Below are 24,284 nucleotides of genomic sequence, written 5' to 3' on the forward strand. Positions count from 1 at the left end.
TCCGATCACGGATTTGCGAGGCCGAAACTTCCGGCCTCGCGGCCTCGTCCTTACCGGCGTCCCCAACGCACGACAAAATCAAGGGGACGACAAGGAAGGAACTCCCATGATCCGCAACAGCCTCCGCGCCCTCGCGCTCGTCGCCCTCGCCGGCACGTCCCTCGCCGCCGGGCACGCCCTGGCCCAGGACAATCCGATGGTTGGCGGCGCCGCCATGTTCGCCGACAAGAACATCATCGAGAATGCGGTGAATTCGGCCGATCACACCACGCTGGTTGCCGCCGTCAAGGCCGCCGACCTCGTCGATACGCTGTCGGGCCCCGGCCCGTTCACCGTGCTCGCCCCGGTCAATGCCGCCTTCGATGCGCTGCCGGCCGGCACCGTCGATACGCTGCTCAAGCCCGAGAACAAGGAGATGCTGCAGACCGTGCTCGGCTGCCACGTCATCCCGGCTCTGGCGCTCTCCACCGACATCACCAAGATGGTCATGGATGATGGCGGCGAACACAAGGTCGACACCGTGGGCGGCTGCGTGCTGACCCTCAAGGCGGCCGACGGCAAGGTCACCGTCACCGACGAGAACGGCACCACCGCCAATGTCACCATCGCCGATGTGCGCCAGTCCAACGGCGTCATCCACGTCATCGACGCGGTGCTGACCCCCAAGTCCTAAGCATCTGCCCATCCCCGGTGGCACGGAGCCGCGGTCGCCCCAGCCTCTGACCGCGGCTCCGCCCCACACGGGGTTTTGACGTGCAGCAATCCAGCCCATGCCCTATTGCTGCACCTCGAAACGTCCCGCACCGCCTCGCCCTCCGGCAGGGGCGGTGCGGGACTGACAAGTGTCGTGTCGCGTCTTTCGGCGGGCGAATACCAGCCGCTTCGCCGGCAGACGCCTTGAGGGAGCAGTGCGATGAACAGACGTGATGTGCTTTTCGGCGGCGCGGGCCTCGTTGCTCTCGGGCTTGCCGCCTACGCCCTGCGCGGCGGCCTTCTGCCGGGGGTCGCACATGCGGCGGTGGAAAAGGGCCCCTTCCCGTTCACGCGCACCGATGAGGAATGGCGCGCCCAGCTCTCCGAGCTTGAATTCGACGTGCTGCGCCAGGAGGGTACCGAGCGTCCCTTCACCTCTCCGCTCAATGAGGAGAAGCGGGCCGGCATCTTCCATTGCCGCGGCTGCGGCCAGGCCCTGTTCGATTCCGCCACCAAATATGACAGCCGCACCGGCTGGCCGAGCTTCTACCAGCCCCTGCCCGGCGCCATCGGCGAGGCCGAAGACCGCGCCTATGGCATGGTGCGCACCGAAGTGCACTGCTCCAATTGCGGCGGCCACCAGGGCCATGTCTTCCCCGATGGTCCGCCCCCCACCGGCCTGCGCTACTGCATCAACGGGGTCTCGCTGACCTTCAAGCCCGCCACGGCCTGATCAGGCGCTGTCCTCGCCGCTGAAATCGAGCGTCTCGATGCGTGTGCCGCGCTTGGCAAGCTTGCGCGTCGAGACCAGCACCTGATCGATGTCGGCCTGGGCCTGCCCGAAATGGCTGCGCAGCTTCTGCACCCTGTCGTCGAGCCGCCCCAGATCGGCCAGCAGCTCCTGCACCTCGGCCTGGATCAGATGGGCCTGTTCGCGCATGCGCACGTCGCGCAAGAGCGCCTGCACCACCTGCACGCACAGCAGCAGCAGCGCCGGTGAGACGATCACCACCCGGGCGCGCGCCGCCCGCTGCACCACATCCTCGAACTGCTCGTTGAGATCGGCAAAGATCGCCTCCGAGGGCACGAAGAGGAAGGCGAGGTCGTGGGTTTCCCCGGCGATCAGGTATTTCTCCGCGATGGCGCGAACATGCACGTTCATGTCCGCCCTTAGGCCCGCCGCCGCCTTCTGCCGTTCCCCTTCATCCTCTGCCGCATGGAAGCGCTGCCAGCTTTCGAGCGGAAACTTGGCATCCACCACGAGGCCGGGCGCGCCATTGGGCAGGCCGATCATGCAGTCGGGCCGGCTGCCATTGGAGAGCGTGGGCTGGAAGCTGTAGGCCCCCATCGGCAGCGCATCGGCGATGATCGCCTCCATCCGCCCCTGCCCGAAGGCGCCGCGCGTCTGCTTGTTGGCGAGGATCTGCTGCAAGGACACCACCTCGCCCGAGAGCTGGGTGATGGTCGCCTGCGCCCGGTCGATCACCGCCAGCCGCTCGCCGAGTTTGCCGAGGCTGTCCTCCGTGCGCGCCGTCGTCTGGCGCATCGCCTCGCCCAGCCTGTGGCCGTGGCTGTCGAGCCGTTCATTGACGAGCCGCGCGAGGTCCGATGTGCGGGTGCCGAAGATTTCCGCCATGGTCTGCATGCGCCCGGTCATCTCGGCCTGGGCCCGCATCAGATCCTCAAGCGCCCGCCCGGTGTCCTCTGTGGCGGCCGCGCGCCGCCTCGCCTCGCGCAGATGCATGATCAGCATGACAAGCAGCAGCAGCCCGGCGGCCCCGACCAGCGCCGGCAGCGCCATCGCCAATGTCACGGGGCCTGAGCCGAAATCGAGAAGCACGGTGTCCATGGCCGGACCCTAGCCGATTCGGGTTTACCCTTTGTTCCTCTTAACTCGGCAGGACAGCTCCGTTGTACCCTTGCCTTGCAGTTGACCGCGCAGGGCCGATTACCATATTGAGCACTCGTCCCGAGCGGAAGGTTGTTGCCATGGCCAAGCGCCCCATTCTCGTCCTGCCCGATCAGCGGCTGCGCGCCGTTGCCGATCCCATCGAGATGGTGGACGACGATGTGCGCGCCCTCGCGCAGGACATGCTCGACACCATGTATGACGCGCCCGGCATTGGGCTCGCCGGTCCGCAGATCGGGGAAATGAAGCGCATCGTGGTGATGGACCTCTCCGCCGAGGATGAGCCCAACGATCCCCTGGTGATGATCAATCCCGAGATCGTCGAGGTCTCCGAGGAGACCGCCATCACCGAGGAAGGTTGCCTCTCCATCCCCGAGCTCTATTACGAGGTCGAGCGCCCCGCCGAAATCACGGTGCGCTATACCGATCTCGAGGGCAAGCAAGTCGAAAAGCACGCCACCGATCGTCTCGCGGTCTGCGTCCAGCACGAGATCGACCATCTCGATGGCGTGCTCTATATCGACTATCTCTCCCGCCTCAAGCGCGACCGGGTGCTCAAGAAGTTCGAAAAGCAGGCCCGCCGCGCCGGCTGATGCCTATCGCGCGGCGGTGAAGCGGGAGCGTCGGGCATGAACCTCACCATTATCGAGACCGGCGAGATTCCCGAACCGCTGCGCCACCGCTTCGTCCCCTATGCCGACATGTTCGGCCAAATGTTCGCGCGCGCCGGCCGCCCCGTAGCCACCCAGACCATTGCGGTGCATCGCGGCGATCCCCTGCCCGAGCCTCAAACGCTCGATGCGGTGCTGATCACCGGCTCCCCCGCCGGCGTCTACGATCCCCTGCCCTGGCTCGATCCCTTGCGCGATTTCATCCGCGCGGCCTATGCGGCGGATCTGCCCATGCTCGGCATCTGCTTTGGCCACCAGATCATCGCCGATGCGCTGGGCGGCGAGGTGCGCAAATCCGAAAAGGGCTGGGGCATGGGCCGGCACGCCTATCGCGTCGTCGGCGCGCCCGGCTTCCTCCCCGGCGTCGGCGAAAGCGTTTCCATCCTCTGCTCGCATCAGGATCAGGTGATCGTGCCCCCCGCCGAGGCCGAGGTGTTCCTTGCCTCGCCCTTCACCCCCAATGACGGCCTCGCCTATCGCAATGGCCGCGTCGTGACGCTCCAGCCCCATCCGGAATTCGCCGACGATTACGCCATTGCGCTCGCCGACCTCAGGCGCGGCCGCGCCCCCGATGCGGTGGTCGATGCGGCGCTCGCAAGCTTCACAACCCCCTCCGACAGCCCGGCCATGGGCCGCTGGCTCGCCGACTGGCTCATCGCCGCCGCCGCGCAAAAATCCCCCCAAGCCTCGCGCCCCTGAGCGCGTCTCACCCCCGAGCGGTGCCACGCGGCACCTTGCGCACGGGCCGCCGCAATGGCACGCTCGTGGTACTTCATGGGGGTGATGACAGATGAATGTGGCGCGGTCTCTTGCAGCCTTGGGGCTTTTACTGGGCCTGAGCCCGGCCGCTCTTGCCGCCCCTCTCGATGATTACATCGTCATGAAGGCGGCCGAAAAGATCAACCTTGCCTGTGGCGGGCTCAAATATTTCGAGCATGAGCGCACGCTCGCCGCCGCAGCCGACTATCTGGGCCAGACCAGCCAGAACCGCCTCTCCCTCGATGGGCGCCTCACCGAGCCCGACTATAATGCCTGGCTCGCCGAGCAGACCGCCAAGGTCGATGCCGCCGTGGCCGCTGCCGGCTGCACCCAGGCCGCCTACGCCTATCTGCTGCCCGCCAAGGCCCGCGCCGCCGAGGAGATCTATCGCGATCTCGCGCTCGCCTTCCATTTCGCGCAGATGCCAGAGGGCAGCCTCGAGCGGCTCAAGATCGATAACCAGCAGGTGCTCGCCTCGCAGGGCTTCGAGGCCTATCTGCGCCAGCTCTATGGCGAGGGCTTCGATACCTTCGCCGCCCGCCAGCGCGAGATCGCCTCAAGCGAACTGCCCGCCGCCAACCCCTTCGGGCAGGGCGGCTTCGGTTTGGGCACCACGCTGGGCACGATGATCACCGATCCCGATGCGATGATGAAGAATTCCAGCCTGCGCATGGAGGGCGGCGACGCGCTACGCAAGGTGCATTTCGAGGTCGCGGCCGAAGCCAGCGGGCTTCTCGTGCGGCCGTTCGTGGTGGGCGATCGCACGCTGGCCCAGCTCGTTCATCCCGCCGGCGCCGAGCCCCCGCTCACCATCGTCGAAGGCCCTAGCTACCTGCTGTTCGATCCCGAGCCCGACAATGACACGCAGGCCGATCGCGTCGAGCTCTCGAGCGCCACAGGCCTTTCGCCCGATGGCGGGTTGCGGGTGATGTTCTTTGGCGATGCGGCGCTGGCCCATCTCACCAATGCCACCGTGCGGCTCTATGCGCGCACCACGCCGCTGCCCTCGGCCGTGAGCTCATGGGAGATGTTCGATCGCGAGGATTGGCGCGCGGGCACCACGATGTTCGAGGGCGTGAGGTCGAGCGCCACCTGCCTTGGCGCCCCATGCTTCGATTTCCCCCCCGAAGCGACCGAAGCCCTCACCGCCTTCACCCAGGGCGATTACGCTGAACTCTTCGTCTCCCCCCGCCCCGCCGACGACCGAGACTTCTTCCAGGCCCGCTACCGCCCCGGCAAATTCAGCAATTATTACACCTGGCTGGTGCGCAAGGGCACGGGGAGCTAGGTTTGATGCGCGTGGAGCCGCCGCGCGGCGGCTTCCGATGCTGCGCGGCGCTTTGCGATGAACCCTGCCATGGCCTGCTGAACCGGCGTCAGCACCGCCGGGTCTGCCGTGGCTGGTGAGCCCCCGGGCAGCGCAGGCGGGTCGTATTCAATCTGTAACCTAATCCTGCTGGCCGCCTCGGCTCCCAGAACTTCAGCCGCAACCGCTAGCCCGAAATCTATCCCCGAGGTCACTCCCGCCCCGGTGATGCGATTGCGGTCCCGCACCACTCTCTCGCTCACCGGAGTGGCACCGAATAGCGCCAGCTGGTCGATTGAGGACCAATGCGATGTGGCGCGATAGCCCGTCAGCAGCCCGGCCGCCGCCAGCACCAGCGATCCCGTGCATACCGATGTCACCCACCTGCACTTCGGCGCCATGGCGCGCAGAAACGCGAGCGTTTCGGCGTCATCCATCAGGTCGATCTGTCCCGGCCCGCCCGGAACGCAGATCAGATCGAGTGCCGGCGCCGCTTCGAATGTGTGGGTGGGCAAAAGCCTCAGCCCCCGATCCGAAGCCACCGGGTCGAGCGTCTTCCAGATCAGCGATATCTCCACCCCTGCCATGCGCCCGAACACTTCGAGCGGTGCGGTCAGGTCAAGCTGGGTAAGGCGCGGAAACAGCAAAAGCCCGAACTACAACACAAAACTCCCAAAAGGCGCGAACAGAATATTGGAGATGCGCGGGTTATCGCTCCAAATGACTAATGCAGCCATCAAATCACAAGAGCATCTGCCATTCCAGGTCTATCGCTATACCGCCTTTTCTACCCTCCCCTGTGCGGGGAGGGCGAAGGGTTTCACGGTCGGCGACCGATCAGATCAAGCGGCGAAATCTGTGCCGGCCTTGGGCAGGTTGGGGTCCTGCACCCACTCGGTCCAGGAGCCGTCATAGAGCTTGAGATTGCTGTAGCCGAGATCCTTGAGGATCGCGAGCAGATCTGAAGCCGCCCAGCCCCAGCCGCAGGTGGTGATGATCTCGTCATCCTTTTCAATGCCAAGCTCGGCTAGGCGGGCGACGAGGCCATCGATATCCTCTTTGAGCGTATTGGCATCGGAGAAGAGGCCGATCGGCACGTTGAGCGAGCCCGGAATGTGGCCACGATCGTAGCCGGCGGTGCCGCGGGCATCGAGCACGAATGCCTCACCGCCTTCGAGCGCTGCAAGCACATAGTCCTTCTGCACGATGTAGGGCTTGGTGTCGGTGAGCTTCAGATCCGAAGGCGGCAGCACCGTCGCTTCGGTCGTGACGTAGCCATCCCAGACGTCGAAACCGCCGCTCAGGATATGGACGTTGGGGAAGCCGGCCTGATCGAGCGAAACATAGATCTTGCCGGGGAAGCGCGCCGAGTCGGGGCTGAGCGGATTGGCATCGAATTCGCCATAGACGACGATGGTCTGGTCGTAGCTGAGGCCATAGCCCGCAAGGATCGGCTCGAGTTCCTCATAGGATTTGGTTTCGCCGATGACGCCATTGACGTCAGGGGTCTCGATGAATTCGCGCGGGATGTTGATGGCGCCGGGGATGTGTCCAGCAGCATAGCGATCGGCGGTGCGGATATCGACGAGCACGACGTCGTCCCCGAGGCCCTTGAGCTGATCCAGACTTATATAGGCGCCCAGGCCTTCGCTCTGCTGCAGGATCGCGGGCAGGGCCAGGGCGGCTGTGGACAGTGTAAGGCTCGAGGCCAGGGCGGCAAAAACGGCGAGGGTTTTCAGTTTCATTGCGAAGTCTCCTTTGGGTTCAGTTGGCTAGGGAATATTCCCATCCGGTCAGGGTCTCTTCCCAATGAGGGAACAGATCGAACAGCCAGAGCTGGATGGTGCGGTCAAAGCCGGTGAGCAGAAAAACACCGACCAGGATGAGGAGCAGGCCAAAGACCTGCTTGATGCGGTCGCCGTGCGCCTGGAGGATCGAAAAGCGCCTCAGCACAGCCCTGCCGCCGAAGATGACAGCAATCATTGGCAGTGCCGTGCCTAGCGAAAACGCCAGAGTGATCAAGGTCGCCTGGAGTGTAACCTGCTGGTTCATCGCGAGCGTCAGAACCGAAGCCATGACCGGACCGACGCATGGGGTCCAGGCAAGGCCCAAGCCGGCGCCGATCACGAAGCCGCCGCCAAATCCGTCGCCATTGGGCAGATGCAGGGTCGCATTGGCGAGGCTGCCGGTCGAGCGCTCGAAGAGCCGGCTGAGGGGTGGAACGATCAGCACAAGTCCGCAGGCAATCAGGACTACGGCGCTGATGATGCGAACGACATCAGGGTGAACGCCCAGGGCATTGACAATTGTCGCCAATGTCAGGGTCACGGCCGTGAAGAACACGACAAAGCCGGCCAGCACGCCCCATGGCCGCAGACGCCCCGACTGCGCGGAAGAGGCGAGAATAACCGGCAGCAGCGGCAGCACGCATGGCGAGGCGACGGTGACGACGCCCGCCAGGAAGGCGATAACAATCGAGGCGTCCATCAGTCGAAAATCGGCTTGCTGTTCAGCGCGTCGATGCCGCCGCCATTCCAGATCTGGAGCTTCTCGCCATTTACGCCAACCTGCACATAGGTGTTCTGATAGGTGACGCCGTAACGCGTCTTGAGGTCGGTTTCAGTGTCGTAATCGGCAATGATGAGCGTTATGCCCGGCTGCACTTCTGGCCAGCGTCCGCGGAACGAGACCATCGTAGCGCGGCAGGTGGGGCACCATTCAGCGTGAAAGTAGACAATGGCCGGGCCTTGGGCCGCAATCGCACGCAACTGGTCGATGGATTCGTAGGCAAGGGCATTGGCTTCGCTACGATCCTGGGCACGGGCGGTGATGCCAGAAGCCACGAGCAGGGTTGAGGCTGCCAGAAAAGCACGCCGATTCAACATGGTGAGCACTCACGATAAATTCCGCGCACAAATTCGCAAAACATCGCCCGCCATTCGAGGTCAGCCATGCCGAATTCGGCCCAAAACTTAGAAAGTCTATCTACTTGATAGTCATATGTGTTGCGTTAGCTGGAGTGAGGTGCAATCTGGCTGAACCGGCCTTTTAAGAGCCGGCGCATCGCCGGCGATCCGAACCCCCAGACGGAAGGACCCTACCCAATGACCAATCGCAGGACCCTGCTTTTCGGCGCAGCCCTGGCTGCCGGTGCCGCCGTCGCTGGAACCGTGGTGGCAGTGCAGAGCAATCGTGTCCCGCCCGCTCCGCTTGCGACGGTAGGCGAGGCTGATCCCCTCGCTTACTCACCCTGTTCGCCAGCACCTGTGGCGGAGGACCCCCTGGCCTACTCGCCGTGTTCGCCAGCGCCAGTCAGCCCGGCTCCGTGACGGCAGACATGTCATTGCTTGGGACGGGCAAGCACACATCGCCGCGTTCTTGTCTGTCCCAAGTCCAGTAAGCCTCTTCTCAACCGCCTCGCCGAGCTTGAACGCGAGTGCGCCGCATCGCGTCGACAGCGAAGGTGCGAAGTGGCCGAAGATCATTGAGCGACGGGATACCGAATTTCCTGAACATCGCAGTTGCGGTGTCGCCGAGCCAAAGGCATGACCGCGAAATTGTTGCCGCGCCAGGCGTTACCAAAGCTGGTGATCGGCACGATGTCGTCACAGCTGATCGACGCGCCAATTGATGTCCGACGCGAGCTGACATCCCCTTCGCCACCCTTGAGGGCATGGCCCGACGCCCTCATTACCATCGCAAGGCCATGGATCGTCTCTGCCAACCAAATCGCCCCTCGCGCGTTACGCATCCACCCGCCCCGACCGCGCCTTGTTCCCCTAGCATAACCCCTTTATGATCAGGCCCATGGCCAACGACACCCGCGCGATGCCGGGCCCCTTTGCCGGGCTGTCCCTCAAGCTCATCGCCACCATCGTCGTGGTGATCCTTCTGGTCGAGATCATCATCTACCTGCCGTCGGCGGCCAATTTCCGCGTGCGCTGGCTCGATGACAAGCTGCGCGTCGGGGTGGTTGCCGCCCGGGTGCTCGATGCGGTGCCCGACATCATGGCGGTGCCGCCCGAGCTCACCGACAGGCTGCTGGTGTCGGCCGGGGCCGTCGCCATCGTCTATCGCCGCGAGGGACAGAGCCAGCTCCTCACCCTCGCCGATACCGAAATGCCGCGCGAGGCGGTGACCATCGATACCCGCCAGCGCGATCCGCTGAGCCTTGTGGGCGGTGGGCTCGATACCCTGATCCTCGGCTCCAACCGCGTGCTGCGCATCATCGGGGAGCCCGAGGACGAGGCGGGGGGGGTGGTCGAGGTGCTGATGCCCGAGGCGCCCCTGCGGCAGGATCTGCTGATCTATTCGCGCAACATCTTCTTTCTCTCCCTGCTGGTCGCGGTGATGACGGCGGCGGTGCTCTATGTCTTTGCCCGCATCATCCTGATCGCGCCCATCAGGCGGCTCACCGGCAATCTCGTGGGCTTCCGGCAGGCGCCCGAAAATGCCAGCCTCATCATCGCCCCCTCGTCGCGGCGGGACGAGATCGGCGTGCTCGAGGAGGAGCTGGCCGCCATGGAGCGCGACATCTTCTCGCTCCTGCGCCAGCGCCGGCACCTGGCCGATCTCGGGCTCGCCGTCGCCAAGATCAACCATGATCTGCGCAACACCCTCACCTCGGCCCAGCTGCTCTCCGATCAGGTCGCCGATGTCGAGGACCCCAAGGTGCAGCGGCTCGTGCCGCGCCTCGTGCAGTCGATCGACCGGGCCATCGGCTTTGCCCAGTCGGTGCTCGATTATGGCCGCCAGAGCGCCACCCCGCCGCGGCCCGTGCCCATCGTGCTGCGCACCCTCGTCGAAGAGGCGGCGCTTGAAGCCGGTTTTGCCGGCCACCCCCGCGTCGCCTTCGCCAATCGCGTGCCAGACACGCTGGTGCTGCGTCTCGATCCCGGCCAGCTCACCCGCATCCTCGCCAATCTCATCAAGAACGCCCGCGAGGCGCTCGAGGCCCAGTCCAGCACCCCGGGCACCGCGCCCGAGGTCGGGGTCGATGTCGCCGAGACCGGCGAGGGCATCGTCATCGGGGTGTTCGACAACGGTCCGGGCCTGCCCCCGCGGGCCCGCGAAAACCTCTTCGTCGCCTTCGAGGGCTCGGCCCGCGCCGGCGGCACCGGGCTCGGCCTTGCCATCGCGCGCGAGCTCAGCGAGGGCCAGGGCGGGCGGCTGCGCCATGTCGATCAGCCGGTCGGCACGCGGTTCGAGGTGGTTTTTCCGGCGGCCACACGTGTGGCTGCGTGATTTCACGTGTATCAATGTGAATGGCACGCGCGAACAATCGAAATCGACGCTTGCCAAGGGGCCATTCGCGTTATAAACGTCCGCCCTGTCGCCGGGAACACCCCGACGCACCGCGCGCCCGTAGCTCAGCTGGATAGAGCACCAGACTACGAATCTGGGGGTCAGGAGTTCGAATCTCTTCGGGCGCGCCATTTCTGATTTCTCAATGACATCAAGGGTTTCGGCAGGCAGCGATGCTTGACCTGGATCAAGGCGCCGGCCTTTCGCACGCTCTATCGTGCAAGCGCAAAGGAGCCCCCCATGCGCATGAAAGACAAGGTCGCCGTCATCACCGGAGCCGCCTCTGGCATCGGCCTCGCCATCACCAAAAGGGCCCTCGCCGAGGGCGCCAGCGTCGTCGCGGCGGATTGGAACGCCAACGCGCTGTCGGCCGCGTTCGGCGGAACGGATAACAGAATCATAGCCTTGCCGGGCGACGTCTCGCAGGAAGCCGACTGCGTCGCCATGATCGACCGGGCCGTGAGCGCGTTCGGTCGCATCGATGTACTGGTCAACAATGCCGGCGTCATGGACCGTTTCCAGTCCGTCGCCGATGTCGACAACGACACCTGGCACCGCTGCATGTCGGTCAACCTCTACGGCCCGATGTATACCATGCGCCGCGCCGTGCCGCTGATGCTGGCCCAGGGCGGCGGCGCCATAATCAACATCGCTTCGGTGGCGGCAACCGGCGGCGGGGCGGCGGGAGCGGCCTACACGGCCTCAAAGCACGGGCTGATCGGCCTCACGAAAAGCACTGCCTATCAGTATGCCAGGCTTGGGCTGCGCTGCAACGCGCTGGCGGTGGGCGGGGTCAAGACCAACATCATGGACAGCGTCAAGGGAGCGCCCCTCGACGAAGCGGCGCTGGGCAGGCTGGGGGCCTATCACGCCAGCAACCCGGGCACGCTCGCCCCCGATGACATCGCCAATGTCGTGCTGTTCCTCGCCTCCGACGAGGCACGCCATGTCAACGGCGCCGTGCTGCCGGTGGACATGGGCTGGAGTGCGGCCTGACCGACAGCCTCTGCTGACCAAGCTCTGCCAGGAACGGCCGGACCGTGCCCTCCCAGCCTCACACCACGACGCGCAGCATCGGGGTACCGCTCGTCGGCCCGAGGCGGGTGATGTGGCCCGATGTGATGTCGGCGAACATCTCGATGGGGCTGGGGCGGGCCAGCAGATAGCCCTGCGCCGACTGGCAAATCTCGCCGCGCAGGAAGGCCAGTTCCTCGGGGCGCTCGACGCCTTCGGCGACGACCGGCACATCGAGCCCGCTGCCCAGACCGAGCACGGCACGCACGATGGCCGCCGATTGCGGATTGGTATCAACGGACTGGATGAAGGACCGGTCGACCTTGATCTTGGAAAAGGGAAAGGCCCGCAGGTTTGCCAGCGAGGAATAGCCGGTGCCAAAATCGTCCATGGCGATGCGCACCCCGATGCTGCGGATGCGCTCGAGCACGGCGACGGCGCGCGCAACGTCCTTGATGAGCGCAGTTTCGGTGATTTCGATCTCGAGGCGCTCGGGATCGAGCCCGGTTTCGGCCAGAACGGCGCCGACAAGCTCGGGGAAGCCCGGCGCGTGCAGTTGCACCGCCGATACGTTGACGGCGACGCTGAGCAGGGCCTTCCATCCGGCCGCCTCGCGGCAGGCGGCGCGCAGCACCCATTCGCCCAGCGGGAGGATGAGGCCGCTTTCCTCTGCCACGGGCACGAAGATGGCCGGCGAGACGGCGCCGCGCGCCGGATGCCGCCAGCGCAGCAGCGCCTCGAACCCCACCACATCGCCGGTCTGCACCTCGACCTGCGGCTGGTATGCGATGGAGAGTTCGCCGCGCACGATCGCATTGCGCAGATCGTGCTCGAGCAGCCTGCGGTCGCGCACTTCGGCGCCCATTTCGGCTTCGTAGAACCGGAACACCCCGCGACCATCCTGCTTGGCGCGGTAAAGGGCTGTATCTGCCTGCGAGATAAGCTGCTCGGCATCGGTCGAGGGCGTCGAGAGCGCGATGCCGATCGAGGCGCTCACCATGCCGGACATGGGCGAAGCCTCCATGGCGGCAATGATGGCTTCGAGGATCGCATCAGCCATGCGCCCGGCCCGAGCGGGCGTCTCTATATCGCGCAGGAGAATGGCGAACTCGTCGCCCCCCAGACGCGACGGCGTGCCCTGATCGCCCACCGCCTTCATCAGCACGCCGCCCAGTTTTTCAAGCAGCGCATCGCCGGCCGGATGGCCGTAAAGGTCGTTGACCTCCTTGAAGCGATCGAGATCGAGGCAGAGAACGGCGAAGACCTGGCCGAGCCGCCGCGCGGTGACGATCTCGTTGCCCAGCACGCGGTAGAAGCTCGCCCGGTTCAAGAGCCCGGTCAGGGCGTCGTGATGGGCGAGAAAGCGGATGTGCTGCTCGGCCTGGCGGCGGGCAGACAGATCGCGCACCGCGAGCGCCTGATGGGGACGCCCGGCATAGGTCACGGGACGGCTGATGCACTCGACGGGCAACACCCGTCCGTCGAGCGTGCGCAGCTCGACTTCGATGGGCAGGCTGCGCGTTTCGGCAAGGCTCTCGAGTGCCGTCGTGGCAAAGAAATCCGTAATCGGCAGGCCCTTTGCGCTGTTTGCCAGACCTACGAGCTGAAGGAAGCTGCGATTGGCGCTGACGATGCGGTCGCCCGAAAAGACGATGAGGCCTTCTACCGCGGCGTCGGCCAGGTCGCGCATGCGCTCGGCCTCGGTGAGCGCACGGCGGCGCTCGCGCAGATCGATAAGAACCGAGCCCAGCCCGGCCAGCAGGATGAGGATCGAGGAAATGGCAAGCACCGGCGACATCCAGCGCGGCGTTGCCGCCTCGGCGGTGAGGATGGGAAAGCAGCGCGACAGGTCGGCGGCGCCCATGCCGGTAAAGTGCATGGCGCAGATGGCGAGGGTGAGCAGGCCTGCCCCCGAAAGGCGGGAGAGAAGTCCACGACTGCCCAGCCCCACATGCAGGCCGAGCGCCCCGAGCCCCATGCCGAACAGCACGGACAGCGTCACGAGGGGGCCCGACCACAGGATCTCGCCGCCGATGATCAGCGCCGTCATGCCGATATAATGCATGGCCGAAATGCCGACACCGACCACCGCACCGCCCAGAAGCCGATCGGTGGGGCGCTTGCCGACGCTTGCCATGCCCAGCCCCGCCCCAACAATGAGGATTGCGACGATGAGCGAGAACAGCGTGGTGCCAACATCGTAACCGGTTGGCATGCCGGTGGAAAAGGCCAGCATTGCGACGAAATGGGTCACCCAGATGCCGAATCCGACGGAGATGGCAGCAACAGTCAGCCAGGCGAGGCGCATGGACCCCGAGGCACGGCGGGCGTGAGCGAGAAGCGCGATGCCTGCAAAGGCAGAAAGGGCGCACACGAAGGCTGCAAGGGCCACGAGGCGCAGATCATGCTGCTCGAACAAAGTCGTCACTACGGCGTCCATACCGGTCTCCGGGTCCGCATCGATGACAGCGATGTCAGCGAATCGGTAAATGGGCAATTGTCGGAGTTAAATCGTGACCGCGACGGCAATCTCTTGCGAGCGTGATGGTTAGGAGCATCTTAAGGGCGGATCGGGCGGGCGGCAGCAACCCGGATCGATCGGCCGCGTTCCTTCAGGCAGCCAATGGAGGACGACAATGAGAGCCAGCAACCACCCCGGCCGCATCCTGCCGCAGGACACGGCGCCCGGCGATGCCCATGACGAAATGATTACCGGCATGGCCGTGAGCCAGACCGAGATCGAGGATCTGCTTTATGGCGATGACCGGCCGGTGGCGGCGCGCGTCGACCGCCTGCGCGAGCTGGCCGATGAAGTGCGTGTGCGTGCCTCGGGCGATCTCGTGGACGATGACGCGCGCGCGCTGCTTGGGGAGATCGAACGCGCCATCTCCGAGCTTTCGAGCGACGACGAGAACGCTGGCGAGCCCGACATGCTCGATGGCATGGTGGCGATCGACCCGCTCGATCATCGCGAAACCCTCAGCCCCGACAGTGACGAACTCGAAGCGATCGAGGAAATCGATCTCGAATCGCTCGACGAGGATGAGGCCGATGGCCTGGATGAAACCGACGAGGACGACGCGGACGGCCCGCGCTGAACAGGCTCAGATGGCGGTCCGGGCTTTGAGCGCCTGGGTCAGTGTGCCCTCGTCGAGATAGTCGAGTTCCCCGCCCACCGGCACGCCATGGGCGAGGCGCGTGACCTTGACCCCAGTACCGGCGAGCCGGTCGGTGATGTAATGGGCGGTGGTCTGGCCTTCGACGGTGGCGTTGACGGCCAGCACCACCTCCTTGGCGACGCTGGCCCGATTGATCAGCGCATCGATCGACAGATCGTCGGGCCCGACGCCGTCGAGCGGGGACAGAACCCCGCCCAGCACGTGGTACAGCACGGCGCCCGCGCCGGCCCGTTCCAGCGCCCAGAGATCGGCGACATCCTCGACCACGACCAGCAGCCCCGCCTCGATGCGGCGCGGATCGCTGCAGATCGAGCAGGGCGAGCTGGTATCGACATTGCCGCAGATCTCGCAGGTGCGCACCGCGGCCACGGCGCGATCGAGCGCCGCGGCGAGCGGCACCATCAGCCCATCCTTTTTCTTGATGAGATGCAGAACCGCCCGGCGGGCCGAGCGCGGCCCGAGCCCCGGCAGGCGCGCCAGGAGCTGGATCAACTGCTCGATCTCGGGTCCGCCATTGGCCATGATGGGATGCCTGTCAACGGGGTCTAGGGATAAACGGTGGTGGAGGGGTGTACACCGCCAACAGAGAGCGTGAACCCCTCACCCCAACCCTCTCCCATAAGGGGAGAGGGGGCGGGAGGGCTACGAGGCTCACTGGAGCGATTTGGCCTGCGGCACGGCTCGAAGCCCCTCGGGGAGAGGCTTGGCCAAGGTCTAGAACGGGAACTTCATGCCGGGCGGCAGGGGCAGGCCGGCGGTCATTTCCTGCATACGGCGGGCGGCTTCGGCTTCGGCGCGGCTCTTGGCGTCGGCATGGGCGGCAACGATCAGGTCCTCGAGCACCTCGACCTCGTCTTCCTTAAAGAGCGACGGATCGATCTTGAGGCCGCGCAGGTCACCCTTGCCGGTCAGGGTAACCGTGACCAGCCCGCCGCCGGCGCGACCTTCCATTTCGAGATTGCCCAGCTCGGTCTGCATGTCGGCCATACGGCTCTGCAATTCCTGAGCCTTCTTCATCATGCCCATGATGTCTTTCATTCGTCGTCGTCCTCGTCATCGGGCAGCCGGTCGCCATCTGGGACGATATCGGCATATGCCTCCAGGGGAGGAGCCTCCTGGCGCAGATGGACGCGCATTGTGGCTCCGGGAAACGTGTCGAGAATGGCCTGCACCAGCGGATCCTGCTGGGCGGTGGCCTCCTCCTTTTTCTGCACAGCCTCGCGCTGCTGCCGGATGGTCGGCGCGGCGGGGGCGGTGTTGGACACCGTCACCATCCATTGCCGGCCTGTCCAGGCCTTGAGGCGGGCCGACAGCATCTGCACCACGCCGGGATCGGCGCCCTGCGCGAGCGCAACCTCGATCCGGCCATCGGCGAAGGCAATGGGGTGGAGCGCCCCTTCGAGGGCGAGCTTCAAAAGAATGTCGCGCTTTTCGCCAGCCAGCGCCACCAGCTCCGCATAAGATCTCGGCGACGGCAGGCTCGGGGCCACCGCCTGGGGCGCCATGTCGGGGCTGGCCTGGGGCGCAAAGCGCGCCTGCACCGCCTGCGGCGCGCCGCGCGAGAGGCTCGCCCCGGCACCGCCCCCTGCCCCGCCGCCACCCGAAGGCAGCGGCTGGCCCTGGAGCTTGGTGATAACCTCTTCGGGGCTCGGGAGATCGGCAGCATAAGCGAGGCGCACCAGCACCATTTCGGCGGCCTGCACGGCATTGCCGGCCCTGGACACTTCCTCATGCCCCTTGAACAGGATCTGCCAGGCCCGCGACAGCGCCCGCATGCCCAGCCGGCCGGCAAGTTCGGCGCCGCGCGCCTGCTCGTCAGGGGTGAGGGCCGGATCCTCGGCGGTTGCGGGCACCACCTTGATGCGGGTGACCAGATGGGTGAAATCGCAGAGATCGGCGATGACCGTCTGCGGATCGGCACCGGCGTCGTAGAGATCACGCAGGCCTGCAAGCGCCGCCCCGGCATCGCCGGCCATCAGCGCCTCGAAGAGATCGATGGTCCGCGCCCGGTCTCCCAGGCCCAGCATGGCCTTTACGGTGGTGGCGGTGACGGCGCCATCGCCGTGGGAAATCGCCTGGTCGAGCAGCGAGAGATTGTCGCGCACCGAGCCTTCGCCGGCCCGCACGATCATCGAGAGCGCCTCGGGCTCGAAGCTCAGGCCCTCGCGCCCGAGCAGGGTTTCGAGATGGCCGGTCATCACCTCGGGGGTGACACGGCGCAGGTCGAACCGCATGCAGCGCGATAGGATGGTGACGGGAACCTTGCGGATCTCGGTGGTGGCGAAGATGAACTTCACATAGGGCGGCGGCTCCTCGAGGGTCTTCAAAAGACCGTTGAAGGCCGAATTGGAGAGCATGTGCACCTCGTCGATGATGAACACCTTATAGGGTGCCGACATCGGTGGGGTGCGTGTCATGGCATTGATTTCGCGTATGGAATCGATGCCGGTGTTGGAAGCGGCGTCCATCTCCTGGACGTCGACATGGCTGCCCTCGATGATGGCGCGGCAATGCAGCCCCTCGCGCTCGAGCTCGAGGGTGGGGCGGCGGCCGGCATCGTCCTCATAGTTGAAGGCGCGGGCGAGAATGCGCGCCGTGGTAGTCTTGCCCACCCCGCGCACGCCGGTGAGGATGAAGGCGTGATGGATGCGGCCCGAACGGAAGGCGTTCTGGAGCGTGCGCACCATCGGCTCCTGGCCGATCAGGGTGGAGAAATCCTGCGGGCGATATTTTCGCGCCAGGACCAGATAGGGGGATTTGGGAGCCTCGGGGGTCGCCATGCCCGACCTTTGCCGCATCGAAACTGTTCACCGCAGCCGACAAGGCCTCGCGGGCATGAGCAGGAGGTTGGCAACGACCCGTGAAGGTCTCGTTGGGGCTGCTTCCTTCCGGACCTGACCCGGTTGGCGAGGAACACGTCCGCGCCAACCTCCCAGCGAGCTATATGGGACAAGAGCGGGGCGAAGGCAAGGCAGGCAGGCAGGCCGCGCCCGGGTTTTTCAGGGGGGTGAGCCTCTAGGAGTAAGGCATGAGGGCGGGTGGCGCGACGGTGTGCGCATCTCTGCGGGATAGGGAATCATGGAGGGCCCGAACCTCGTCCTTCGAGACGCCCCTTGCGGGGCTCCTCAGGATGAGGGTCTCACGGGTATCGCGGTCAAGCGACATCATGGTGAGGAGCGACGCAGGCGCGTCTCGAACCATGGGGGAGTGGAGCATCAAGCCCCACACAGGGTCGTTCCTGCGAAGCAGGAACCTCTGTTGACCGGACCCATACTGCAAACAGAGGCCCCTGCTGTCGCAGGGGTGACGCGCGGGGTGGGAAGCATTGGTGCTCGAACCGCGAGACCTCGCCTGTCAGCTCTCGGCGTCGGCTGCCGGATAAACGCCCAGGATGTGGAAATAGTCGGTGAAAAAGCCCAGTTCCTCGAAGGCCAGTTGCACCGAACGGTCCATGGGGTGGCCCTCGATATCGGCATAGAACTGGGTGGCGGTGAACGAGCCGTTGAGCATGTAGCTTTCGAGCTTGGTCATGTTGACGCCATTGGTGGCAAACCCTCCCATCGCCTTGTAGAGCGCCGCCGGCACGTTGCGCACCCGGAAGACGAAGGTGGTCTTGAGCTTCTGGGCGCCCTCGGCGGCCGGCTCGTTGCGCTGGCGCGACAGCACGAGGAAGCGCGTGGTGTTGTGGCTGGCATCCTCGATGTTGGCGGCGAGCAAATCGAGCCCGTAGATCTCGCCGGCAAAGCGCGATGCGATGGCAGCCACCGATTTGTCGCCCTTTTGCGCCACTTCGCGGGCCGAGCCGGCCGTATCGACGGCATTGATGGTGCGAAAGCCATGCCGGGCGATGAAATTGCGGCATTGCCCGAGCGCCACTGACAGCGACTGCACCGCCTTGACGTCTGCGATCGAGGCGCCCGGCACGCCCAGAAGGTTCATCTCGACGCGCAGGAAATGCTCGCCATTTATGAAGAGACCGCTTTCGGGCAGCAGGTGGTAGACGTCGGTGACGCGGCCATAAAGCGAGTTTTCAACCGGCAGCACCCCGAAATCGGCATCCCCTGCCCGCACGGAGGCTATGGTATCCTCGAACGTGGTGCAGGGCACCGCTTCGCCTTCGGGGAACAGGATATGCGCGGCGGCATGGCTGAACGCGCCGGGCTCGCCCTGGAAAGCAATCTTGAGCGTCATGGGTGTTCTTAATCCCTTGGCCGGGGCTGGTTGCGACGGGGCAACCTCATGCGCCGGGCACAGCAAAGCTGTCAACCGCAGGGCGCGGCAAAGAGACTCTCGGCGTTGCCGCTAGGCAGCGGAGCGCGGCCGAACGAGACGAGAGCGCCGGGGGAATTGTCGCACCCCGGGCTTAGCCGTTGCGTGGCATTTTCCGAGCGATTATGGTCCGCGCGCGTCGGGACCGGGGGAACGCCGGCCGCCGGCCTATTTGCAGCGTTCCACCGATCGTCTATACGGGCGCAAAAAGGCAGAGAGACCAGCCAATGGATTCGTTCGAGCTCAACAAGATCATGGGCGCCGTGCTCGGCACTCTGCTGTTCGTCATGGGCGCAGGGTTGGTGGCGGAGATCGTCTACCATCCGCACGCGACAGGCCCCGGCTACAACCTGCCGGAGCCCGAGCCAACCGGCGCCGCGGTTGCGGGCCCCGTCGAGCCGGAAATTCCGCTCGGGGTGCTGCTGGCCAGCGCCAGCGCCGACCGTGGCGCGGCAGCGGCCGCCAAGTGCCAGTCGTGCCACAATTTCGGCGAAGGCCAGCCCAACAAGACCGGCCCGAACCTTTATGGCATCGTCGGAGCGGCCGTGGCCCATCTCGACAATTATGCCTATAGCGACATCTTCATGCAGTATCACAATGAGGGTCGCACCTGGACCTATGAGGAGCTCGAGGACTTCCTGCGCTCCCCCCGTGCGCATGCGCCGGGCACCAAGATGAACTTCGCCGGCATCCGCACCGCCAATGAGCGCGCCGACATCCTGGCCTATCTCCAGACACTGTCGGCCACGCCCGTGCCGTTCCCGGCCGCCGAGCTGCCCGAGGCCGAGGCCCCGCCGTCGACCGAAGGCACCGAGCCGGTGACCGTGACGCCGCCCGTCACTGATACCCCGACCACCACGCAGAGCGAGACCCCAGTCGTGGGCACGCCCACCACCAGCGGCACGACCGGCGTTTCGGCGCAGCCCGAGACCGGGACGCCTGCCAACGAAACGGTCGTGCCCGAGGCTGCCCCCGCCGCCGAGGCCGCACCGGCAAACACTGCTGCTCCGGCCGCGGCTGCACCGACTGCTCCCGCCAATGCGACCGAGGCTCCTGCCAACGCCATGGCGCCGATGGCTCCTGCCGCAGCGCCTTCTGCCCCTGCGACCCCGGCCCCGACCGCTCCGGCAGTGCCGGCCAATACGCTGGTCCCGGGCAATGCGGTGGCGCCCACCGTCGGCCAGTAAGCCTCACACTCTCTGCAAGCCTTTGAAAGGCCGCGCTTCCTAACCGGAAGCGCGGCCTTTTGCTTGACCCGGCGCAGGGTTTTGGCGAAACGATCCCTTATCGACAGGCCCGGCCGGATCGCCAAAGGATCGCCATGACCCAATTGCTGCTGCACCTCTCCGATGTCGACGAGGCCCGCTGGGCCGAGCGGTTCCGCACCGCCCTGCCCGAGGTCGCGGTTCTGCGGCGCGGGGATGCGTACGACCCGGCAGCGATCGATTATCTCTTCGTGTGGAAGCCGAAGCCTGACGCCTTCGAAGGGCTCACCGGGCTCAAGGCGGTGCTGTCGCTCGGCGCCGGGGTGGATGCGCTGCTCAAGCATCCCGGCCTCCCCCGGCACCTGCCGCTCGTGCGCTATGCCGATGAAGAACTGAGCCAGAAAATGACCGACTACGTGGTGGCGCAGGTCACCATGCACCACCGCGCCTTCAGCCGCTTCCAGGCCGACCAGAAGGCGAGGCGCTGGACGCAGTATTATCCGCCCCAGTCCAAGGAAACCCAGGTGGGGATCATGGGGCTCGGCATTCTCGGCCAGCACGCCGCCACCCGCCTCAAGGCCCTGGGCTTCACGCTGCGCGGCTGGGCCCGCTCACCCAAGCAGATCGAGGGCATGACGACCTTTGCCGGGGCAGGAGAACTGGACGCGTTTCTTTCGGGCACCGACATCCTCGTCTGCCTTCTGCCGCTCACAGAGGATACGCGGGGCATCCTCAACCGCGACACTTTCGGCAAGCTCCGGCGCGGCGGGCTTAAGGACGGGCCGGCCATCGTCAATGCGGCGCGCGGCGGGCATCAGGTGGAAGCCGATATCGCCCAGGCGCTCAAGGATGGCACGCTGTCAGCCGCCAGCCTCGATGTGTTCGAGACCGAGCCGCTGCCGCCCGACAGCCCGCTCTGGGATATCCCCACCTGCTACATCACGCCCCATATCGCGGCGATCTCCGACGAGGATGCCGGCGCGCGCTATTTCGCCCAGACCATCCGCGACCATATGGCCGGCCGGCCCCTGCGCAACCAGGTGGATACAAGCCGGGGATATTGAGGAGGCCGTCGTCGTTCGATAGTGGGGGTGAGGATCTAGCGAACTCACCCTCTTTTTGAGATCCGACCACAGGGTCATTCCTGCGAAAGCAGGAATCTCCGTTTCATGGGCCGACACAGCAAACGGAGGTCCCTGCTTTCGCAGGGACGACGGCGGGAGGCATCGGGCACAGGAGAGTGGTAACGACCCTACTCGGCCGGCCTCGGTTGAGGCTCCGGCAGGGCTTCCACTTGCGCGACCATGATGGTTTCGCGCACCTCGACCGCCGGATCATCGAGATCGCGCACCCATTCGCGCCAGAGCGAGACCAGCAGCGCCATCAGCACAGGCCCGAGGAAGAGCCCGACAAAGCCCATGGTCTTGACCCCGCCGATCAGGCCGAAAAACGTCGGCAGGAACGGCAGCTTTATGGGGCCGCCGACAAGCTTGGGGCGCAGCGTCTTGTCGACGATGAAGAGCTCGACCGAGCCCCAGGTCAGAAGCGCGATGCCCTCGACAACCGAGCCCGAGGCGGCAAGATAAATCGAGACCAGCGTGAATGAGAGCGGTGCACCGCCGGGGATCATGGCGGCGACGCCGGTGATGATGCCGAGAAGGACTGGCGCGGGGGCTCCAGCCAGCCAGTAGGCGATGCCCAGCACGATGCCTTCGCCGATGGCGATGATGGTCATGCCGGTGACGGTGGAACTGATCGTGGCCGGCACGATGCGGGAGATGCGGCTCCAGCGCGAGGGGAAGATGCGCTCGCCGATGCGATCGAGATTGGCCACGAAGCTCGCGCCGTCGCGATAGATGAACAGCAGCGCGACGATCATGAAGAGCATGTTGAGCAGGAAATTCAGCGTCGAGCCGCTGACGGCGAGGATGCCGTGATAGATGTTGAAGATGTTGGCGCCGGCCAGCCCCTGGGCCAGCGCCGCAAGAGCGCCAGGGGTACCGATCCGGTCGATCCAGATCTGGGTGAGCCAGTCGCCGGCCAGCGGAATGGTGGCGAACCATTCGGGCGGGGCCGCGCCGGTGGCGTTGGTCTCGATGGCCCATTGCACAAGCGCGCGGGCCTCGGCGACGCCGAAGGAGAGGATGAACATCGCCGGCACGACGATGAATATGGTGATGGCACCGATCATGATCGACGCTGCCAGCGTCCGATTGCCGCCGCAGGCTTCGCGCACGCGCCTGTAGATGGGCCAGGAGGCAAAGCCGATGATCAGCGCGGCCAGAACGGGAACGAGGAAGCTGTTGAAGAAATAGATGCACGCGGCAAGGATCAGCAGGATCACCCAGCGCGCCAGCGTCAGCGGCGGTATGAGGGCGGCGCGAGTCGGGGCGGTGAGCCCGAGCAGGCGCGGTTCACGCAGGGGAGAAGCCTTCTGTGACTCGGTCAAGCGCGGCACTACCTCTTCATGGGACTGACGAATCGGTACCAGCTTGAGTGGTGCCGGGCAACTGCTTCGCCCTTACCTGCGACCATAGCGCGCCTTGAGCAGGCCATAGCCGGCGCGGATACCCTGATCGGTACCCCCGAATGGCCGGCCGGCGCGGGCCTCGGGCGCCCAGCCATAGATATCGAGATGAAGCCAGGCGCGCGCCTTTTCGGCAAAGCGCCGGAGGAACAGCGCCGCCGTGATCGAGCCGGCAAAACTGCCGGAGCCGGCATTGTTGATGTCGGCGATCTTCGACGACAGCATCTGGCGATAGGGCAGCCAGAGCGGCATGGGCCAGAGCGGATCATCCCAGGCGAGGCCGGCTTCGACCATCTCCCGCGCCAGGGCCTCGTCGCTGGCATAAAGCGGGGGCAGTTCGGGCCCGAGCGCGACGCGGGCGGCGCCGGTGAGGGTCGCCATGTCGATGAGGAGATCGGGATCCTCCTCGAGCGCCAGGGCGATGGCGTCGGCGAGGATCAGGCGGCCTTCGGCATCGGTGTTGCCGATCTCGACGGTGACGCCGGCGCGCGAGCGCAACACGTCGCCGGGGCGGAAGGCCGACGCCGAGATGGCGTTCTCGACCACCGGCAGCAGCACGCGCAGGCGCACCGGCAGCTCGGCATCGACGATGGCGTGGGCAAGCCCGAGGATGTTGGCGGCGCCGCCCATGTCCTTTTTCATGATCAGCATGCCCGAGGGCGGCTTGATGTCGAGCCCACCGGTGTCGAAGGTGACGCCCTTGCCCACCAGCGTGACCTTTGGATCTGCGGGATCGCCCCAGGCGAGGTCGAGAAGGCGCGGCGGCTCGGCCCCGGCACGGCCGACGGCGTGGATCATGGGGAAATTCTGCGCCAGCAGTTCATCGCCGACGATGGCCGAGAACCTCATGCCACGGGCGCTTGCAAAGGCTTCTACATGGGCGTGCAACGCGGCCGGGCCCAGATCATTGGGCGCGGTGTTGATGAGATCGCGAGCGATGATCGCGCCCTCAACCATCCTGTCGATCTCGGCGCCATCCACGCCTTCAGGGCTTTCGAGCTCGGGGGCCGGATGCGGTGCGGTGCGATACGTCTCGAAGCGATAGGCACCAAGGCGGAAGCCGATCGCGGCAAGCGCGGGATCGCCGAAGGCGCCGGCGAGGGCGTAGCGCCCCGGCGGCAGGGCGGCGGCGGCCAGCCCGGTTACCATGGCCGGACGATCCGCGACGGGACCCACGCCGAACAGCATGGCTGCGAGCCCGCCTTCGGCATTGGGGACGGGCAGCAGCCGGCCGCGCTGGCCGGTGAACCCTGCAGCCTCTGCAAAGCCGCGCTGCAGAGGCGTGAGCCCGGCGGCATCGAGCCCCTTGTCCTCGACATGGATGAGCGGGATGGGGGCAAGCATGGCGATCTCCGGGCGATTTTCTTCCATTGGATAGGACTTCGGCGCGGGCTCGGCAATGCCCGGGCCGGTGGCTTAACCCAACGTTAGGGTTAATCATTTATTGC

The 24,284-nt window shown here is 65.8% G+C and carries 23 protein-coding genes, 1 tRNA gene and 1 other RNA gene; 11 read left to right on the forward strand and 14 right to left on the reverse strand.

All coding sequences use genetic code 11. The features are described 5' to 3' along the window. Window positions 1-106 precede the first annotated feature (106 nt). Window positions 107-673, forward strand: coding sequence for a fasciclin domain-containing protein (locus tag BT183_RS17715; RefSeq protein ID WP_072345940.1), 567 nt, complete (start codon window positions 107-109; stop codon window positions 671-673). A gap of 240 nt (window positions 674-913) precedes the next feature. Next, a complete protein-coding gene (gene msrB, locus BT183_RS17720; protein WP_072345942.1) occupies window positions 914-1,426 on the forward strand; it encodes a peptide-methionine (R)-S-oxide reductase MsrB in 513 nt (170 codons plus the stop codon). Here msrB and BT183_RS17725 read toward each other — a convergent pair whose 3' ends face one another. Further along, window positions 1,427-2,542 carry a DNA recombination protein RmuC gene (locus BT183_RS17725; RefSeq protein ID WP_072345944.1) on the reverse strand — a complete coding sequence of 372 codons (1,116 nt, stop codon included), beginning with the start codon at window positions 2,540-2,542 and terminating at the stop codon, window positions 1,427-1,429. Between the two features lie 140 nt (window positions 2,543-2,682). Here BT183_RS17725 and def point away from each other — a divergent pair, with 140 nt between their 5' ends. The 3 genes from def to BT183_RS17740 all read left to right on the forward strand — a co-directional run bounded on the left by def (window position 2,683) and on the right by BT183_RS17740 (window position 5,320). After that, window positions 2,683-3,195 (forward strand): peptide deformylase, encoded by a 513-nt coding sequence (def, locus tag BT183_RS17730; RefSeq protein ID WP_072345946.1) that lies wholly within the window; start codon window positions 2,683-2,685, stop codon window positions 3,193-3,195. Between the two features lie 36 nt (window positions 3,196-3,231). Next, window positions 3,232-3,972 (forward strand): type 1 glutamine amidotransferase, encoded by a 741-nt coding sequence (locus tag BT183_RS17735; RefSeq protein WP_072345948.1) that lies wholly within the window; start codon window positions 3,232-3,234, stop codon window positions 3,970-3,972. 91 nt (window positions 3,973-4,063) lie between these two features. Further along, window positions 4,064-5,320: a hypothetical protein gene (locus BT183_RS17740; RefSeq protein WP_072345950.1), complete on the forward strand. Its 1,257-nt coding sequence runs from the start codon at window positions 4,064-4,066 to the stop codon at window positions 5,318-5,320. Here BT183_RS17740 and BT183_RS17745 read toward each other — a convergent pair. From BT183_RS17745 to BT183_RS20580, 5 genes are all read right to left on the reverse strand, one after another. Further along, window positions 5,317-5,985: a DJ-1/PfpI family protein gene (locus tag BT183_RS17745; protein ID WP_072345952.1), complete on the reverse strand. Its 669-nt coding sequence runs from the start codon at window positions 5,983-5,985 to the stop codon at window positions 5,317-5,319. The two genes, BT183_RS17740 and BT183_RS17745, sit on opposite strands and share 4 nt — an antisense overlap. Window positions 5,986-6,180: 195 nt before the next feature. After that, window positions 6,181-7,083 carry a sulfurtransferase gene (locus BT183_RS17750; RefSeq protein WP_072345954.1) on the reverse strand — a complete coding sequence of 301 codons (903 nt, stop codon included), beginning with the start codon at window positions 7,081-7,083 and terminating at the stop codon, window positions 6,181-6,183. Window positions 7,084-7,102: 19 nt separating this feature from the next. After that, window positions 7,103-7,825, reverse strand: coding sequence for a cytochrome c biogenesis CcdA family protein (locus BT183_RS17755; RefSeq protein ID WP_072345956.1), 723 nt, complete (start codon window positions 7,823-7,825; stop codon window positions 7,103-7,105). Next, window positions 7,825-8,223, reverse strand: coding sequence for a thioredoxin family protein (locus BT183_RS17760; protein ID WP_072345958.1), 399 nt, complete (start codon window positions 8,221-8,223; stop codon window positions 7,825-7,827). Before BT183_RS17760 ends, BT183_RS17755 begins: the two co-directional genes overlap by 1 nt. 596 nt (window positions 8,224-8,819) lie before the next feature. Then, window positions 8,820-9,062 carry a hypothetical protein gene (locus BT183_RS20580; RefSeq protein ID WP_143145878.1) on the reverse strand — a complete coding sequence of 81 codons (243 nt, stop codon included), beginning with the start codon at window positions 9,060-9,062 and terminating at the stop codon, window positions 8,820-8,822. 83 nt (window positions 9,063-9,145) lie between these two features. Between BT183_RS20580 and BT183_RS17765 the strand changes: the two genes are divergently transcribed. From BT183_RS17765 to BT183_RS17775, 3 genes are all read left to right on the forward strand, one after another. After that, window positions 9,146-10,582 carry a sensor histidine kinase gene (locus tag BT183_RS17765; protein WP_177282617.1) on the forward strand — a complete coding sequence of 479 codons (1,437 nt, stop codon included), beginning with the start codon at window positions 9,146-9,148 and terminating at the stop codon, window positions 10,580-10,582. A 114-nt stretch (window positions 10,583-10,696) separates the two neighbouring features. Further along, window positions 10,697-10,773: transfer RNA gene (locus BT183_RS17770), tRNA-Arg, on the forward strand. A gap of 109 nt (window positions 10,774-10,882) precedes the next feature. Next, the gene (locus BT183_RS17775) at window positions 10,883-11,638 is read left to right on the forward strand and encodes an SDR family NAD(P)-dependent oxidoreductase (protein ID WP_072346383.1); all 756 of its coding nucleotides are present in this window, start codon (window positions 10,883-10,885) and stop codon (window positions 11,636-11,638) included. A 58-nt stretch (window positions 11,639-11,696) separates the two neighbouring features. Here the strand turns inward: BT183_RS17775 and BT183_RS17780 are convergent, their stop codons facing one another. Beyond that, on the reverse strand, window positions 11,697-14,096 hold the full coding sequence (locus BT183_RS17780; RefSeq protein ID WP_072346385.1) for a bifunctional diguanylate cyclase/phosphodiesterase: 2,400 nt from the start codon (window positions 14,094-14,096) through the stop codon (window positions 11,697-11,699). Between the two features lie 196 nt (window positions 14,097-14,292). On the opposite strand from BT183_RS17780, the gene BT183_RS17785 reads away from it, so the two are divergent. Then, entirely contained in the window at window positions 14,293-14,754 is a 462-nt protein-coding gene (locus BT183_RS17785) for a hypothetical protein (RefSeq protein WP_072345962.1), read from the forward strand. 6 nt (window positions 14,755-14,760) lie between these two features. Here BT183_RS17785 and recR read toward each other — a convergent pair whose 3' ends face one another. From recR to BT183_RS17815, 5 genes are all read right to left on the reverse strand, one after another. Next, window positions 14,761-15,357: a recombination mediator RecR gene (gene recR, locus BT183_RS17790; protein WP_072345964.1), complete on the reverse strand. Its 597-nt coding sequence runs from the start codon at window positions 15,355-15,357 to the stop codon at window positions 14,761-14,763. Between the two features lie 192 nt (window positions 15,358-15,549). Continuing rightward, window positions 15,550-15,873: a YbaB/EbfC family nucleoid-associated protein gene (locus BT183_RS17795; RefSeq protein WP_072345966.1), complete on the reverse strand. Its 324-nt coding sequence runs from the start codon at window positions 15,871-15,873 to the stop codon at window positions 15,550-15,552. After that, a complete protein-coding gene (locus tag BT183_RS17800) occupies window positions 15,870-17,615 on the reverse strand; it encodes a DNA polymerase III subunit gamma/tau (protein ID WP_084603645.1) in 1,746 nt (581 codons plus the stop codon). Before BT183_RS17800 ends, BT183_RS17795 begins: the two co-directional genes overlap by 4 nt. A 58-nt stretch (window positions 17,616-17,673) precedes the next feature. After that, window positions 17,674-17,769: signal recognition particle sRNA small type (gene ffs, locus BT183_RS17805), an RNA gene on the reverse strand. 420 nt (window positions 17,770-18,189) lie between these two features. Beyond that, window positions 18,190-19,026: a prephenate dehydratase gene (locus BT183_RS17815; protein ID WP_072345972.1), complete on the reverse strand. Its 837-nt coding sequence runs from the start codon at window positions 19,024-19,026 to the stop codon at window positions 18,190-18,192. Window positions 19,027-19,331: 305 nt separating this feature from the next. Between BT183_RS17815 and BT183_RS17820 the strand changes: the two genes are divergently transcribed. Together BT183_RS17820 and BT183_RS17825 are read left to right on the forward strand one after the other, a co-directional pair. Next, window positions 19,332-20,291 carry a c-type cytochrome gene (locus BT183_RS17820; protein ID WP_072345974.1) on the forward strand — a complete coding sequence of 320 codons (960 nt, stop codon included), beginning with the start codon at window positions 19,332-19,334 and terminating at the stop codon, window positions 20,289-20,291. Between the two features lie 134 nt (window positions 20,292-20,425). After that, the gene (locus BT183_RS17825) at window positions 20,426-21,373 is read left to right on the forward strand and encodes a 2-hydroxyacid dehydrogenase (protein ID WP_072345976.1); all 948 of its coding nucleotides are present in this window, start codon (window positions 20,426-20,428) and stop codon (window positions 21,371-21,373) included. A 188-nt stretch (window positions 21,374-21,561) separates the two neighbouring features. Here the strand turns inward: BT183_RS17825 and BT183_RS17830 are convergent, their stop codons facing one another. Both BT183_RS17830 and BT183_RS17835 read right to left on the reverse strand, forming a co-directional pair. Then, complete coding sequence (locus BT183_RS17830) at window positions 21,562-22,758, reverse strand: AI-2E family transporter (protein WP_072345978.1); 1,197 nt, start codon at window positions 22,756-22,758, stop codon at window positions 21,562-21,564. 72 nt (window positions 22,759-22,830) lie between these two features. Then, a complete protein-coding gene (locus tag BT183_RS17835) occupies window positions 22,831-24,180 on the reverse strand; it encodes a leucyl aminopeptidase family protein (protein WP_072346387.1) in 1,350 nt (449 codons plus the stop codon). Window positions 24,181-24,284 lie beyond the last annotated feature (104 nt).

Source organism: Devosia enhydra, from assembly GCF_900119845.1.
Lineage (GTDB): Bacteria > Pseudomonadota > Alphaproteobacteria > Rhizobiales > Devosiaceae > FPKU01.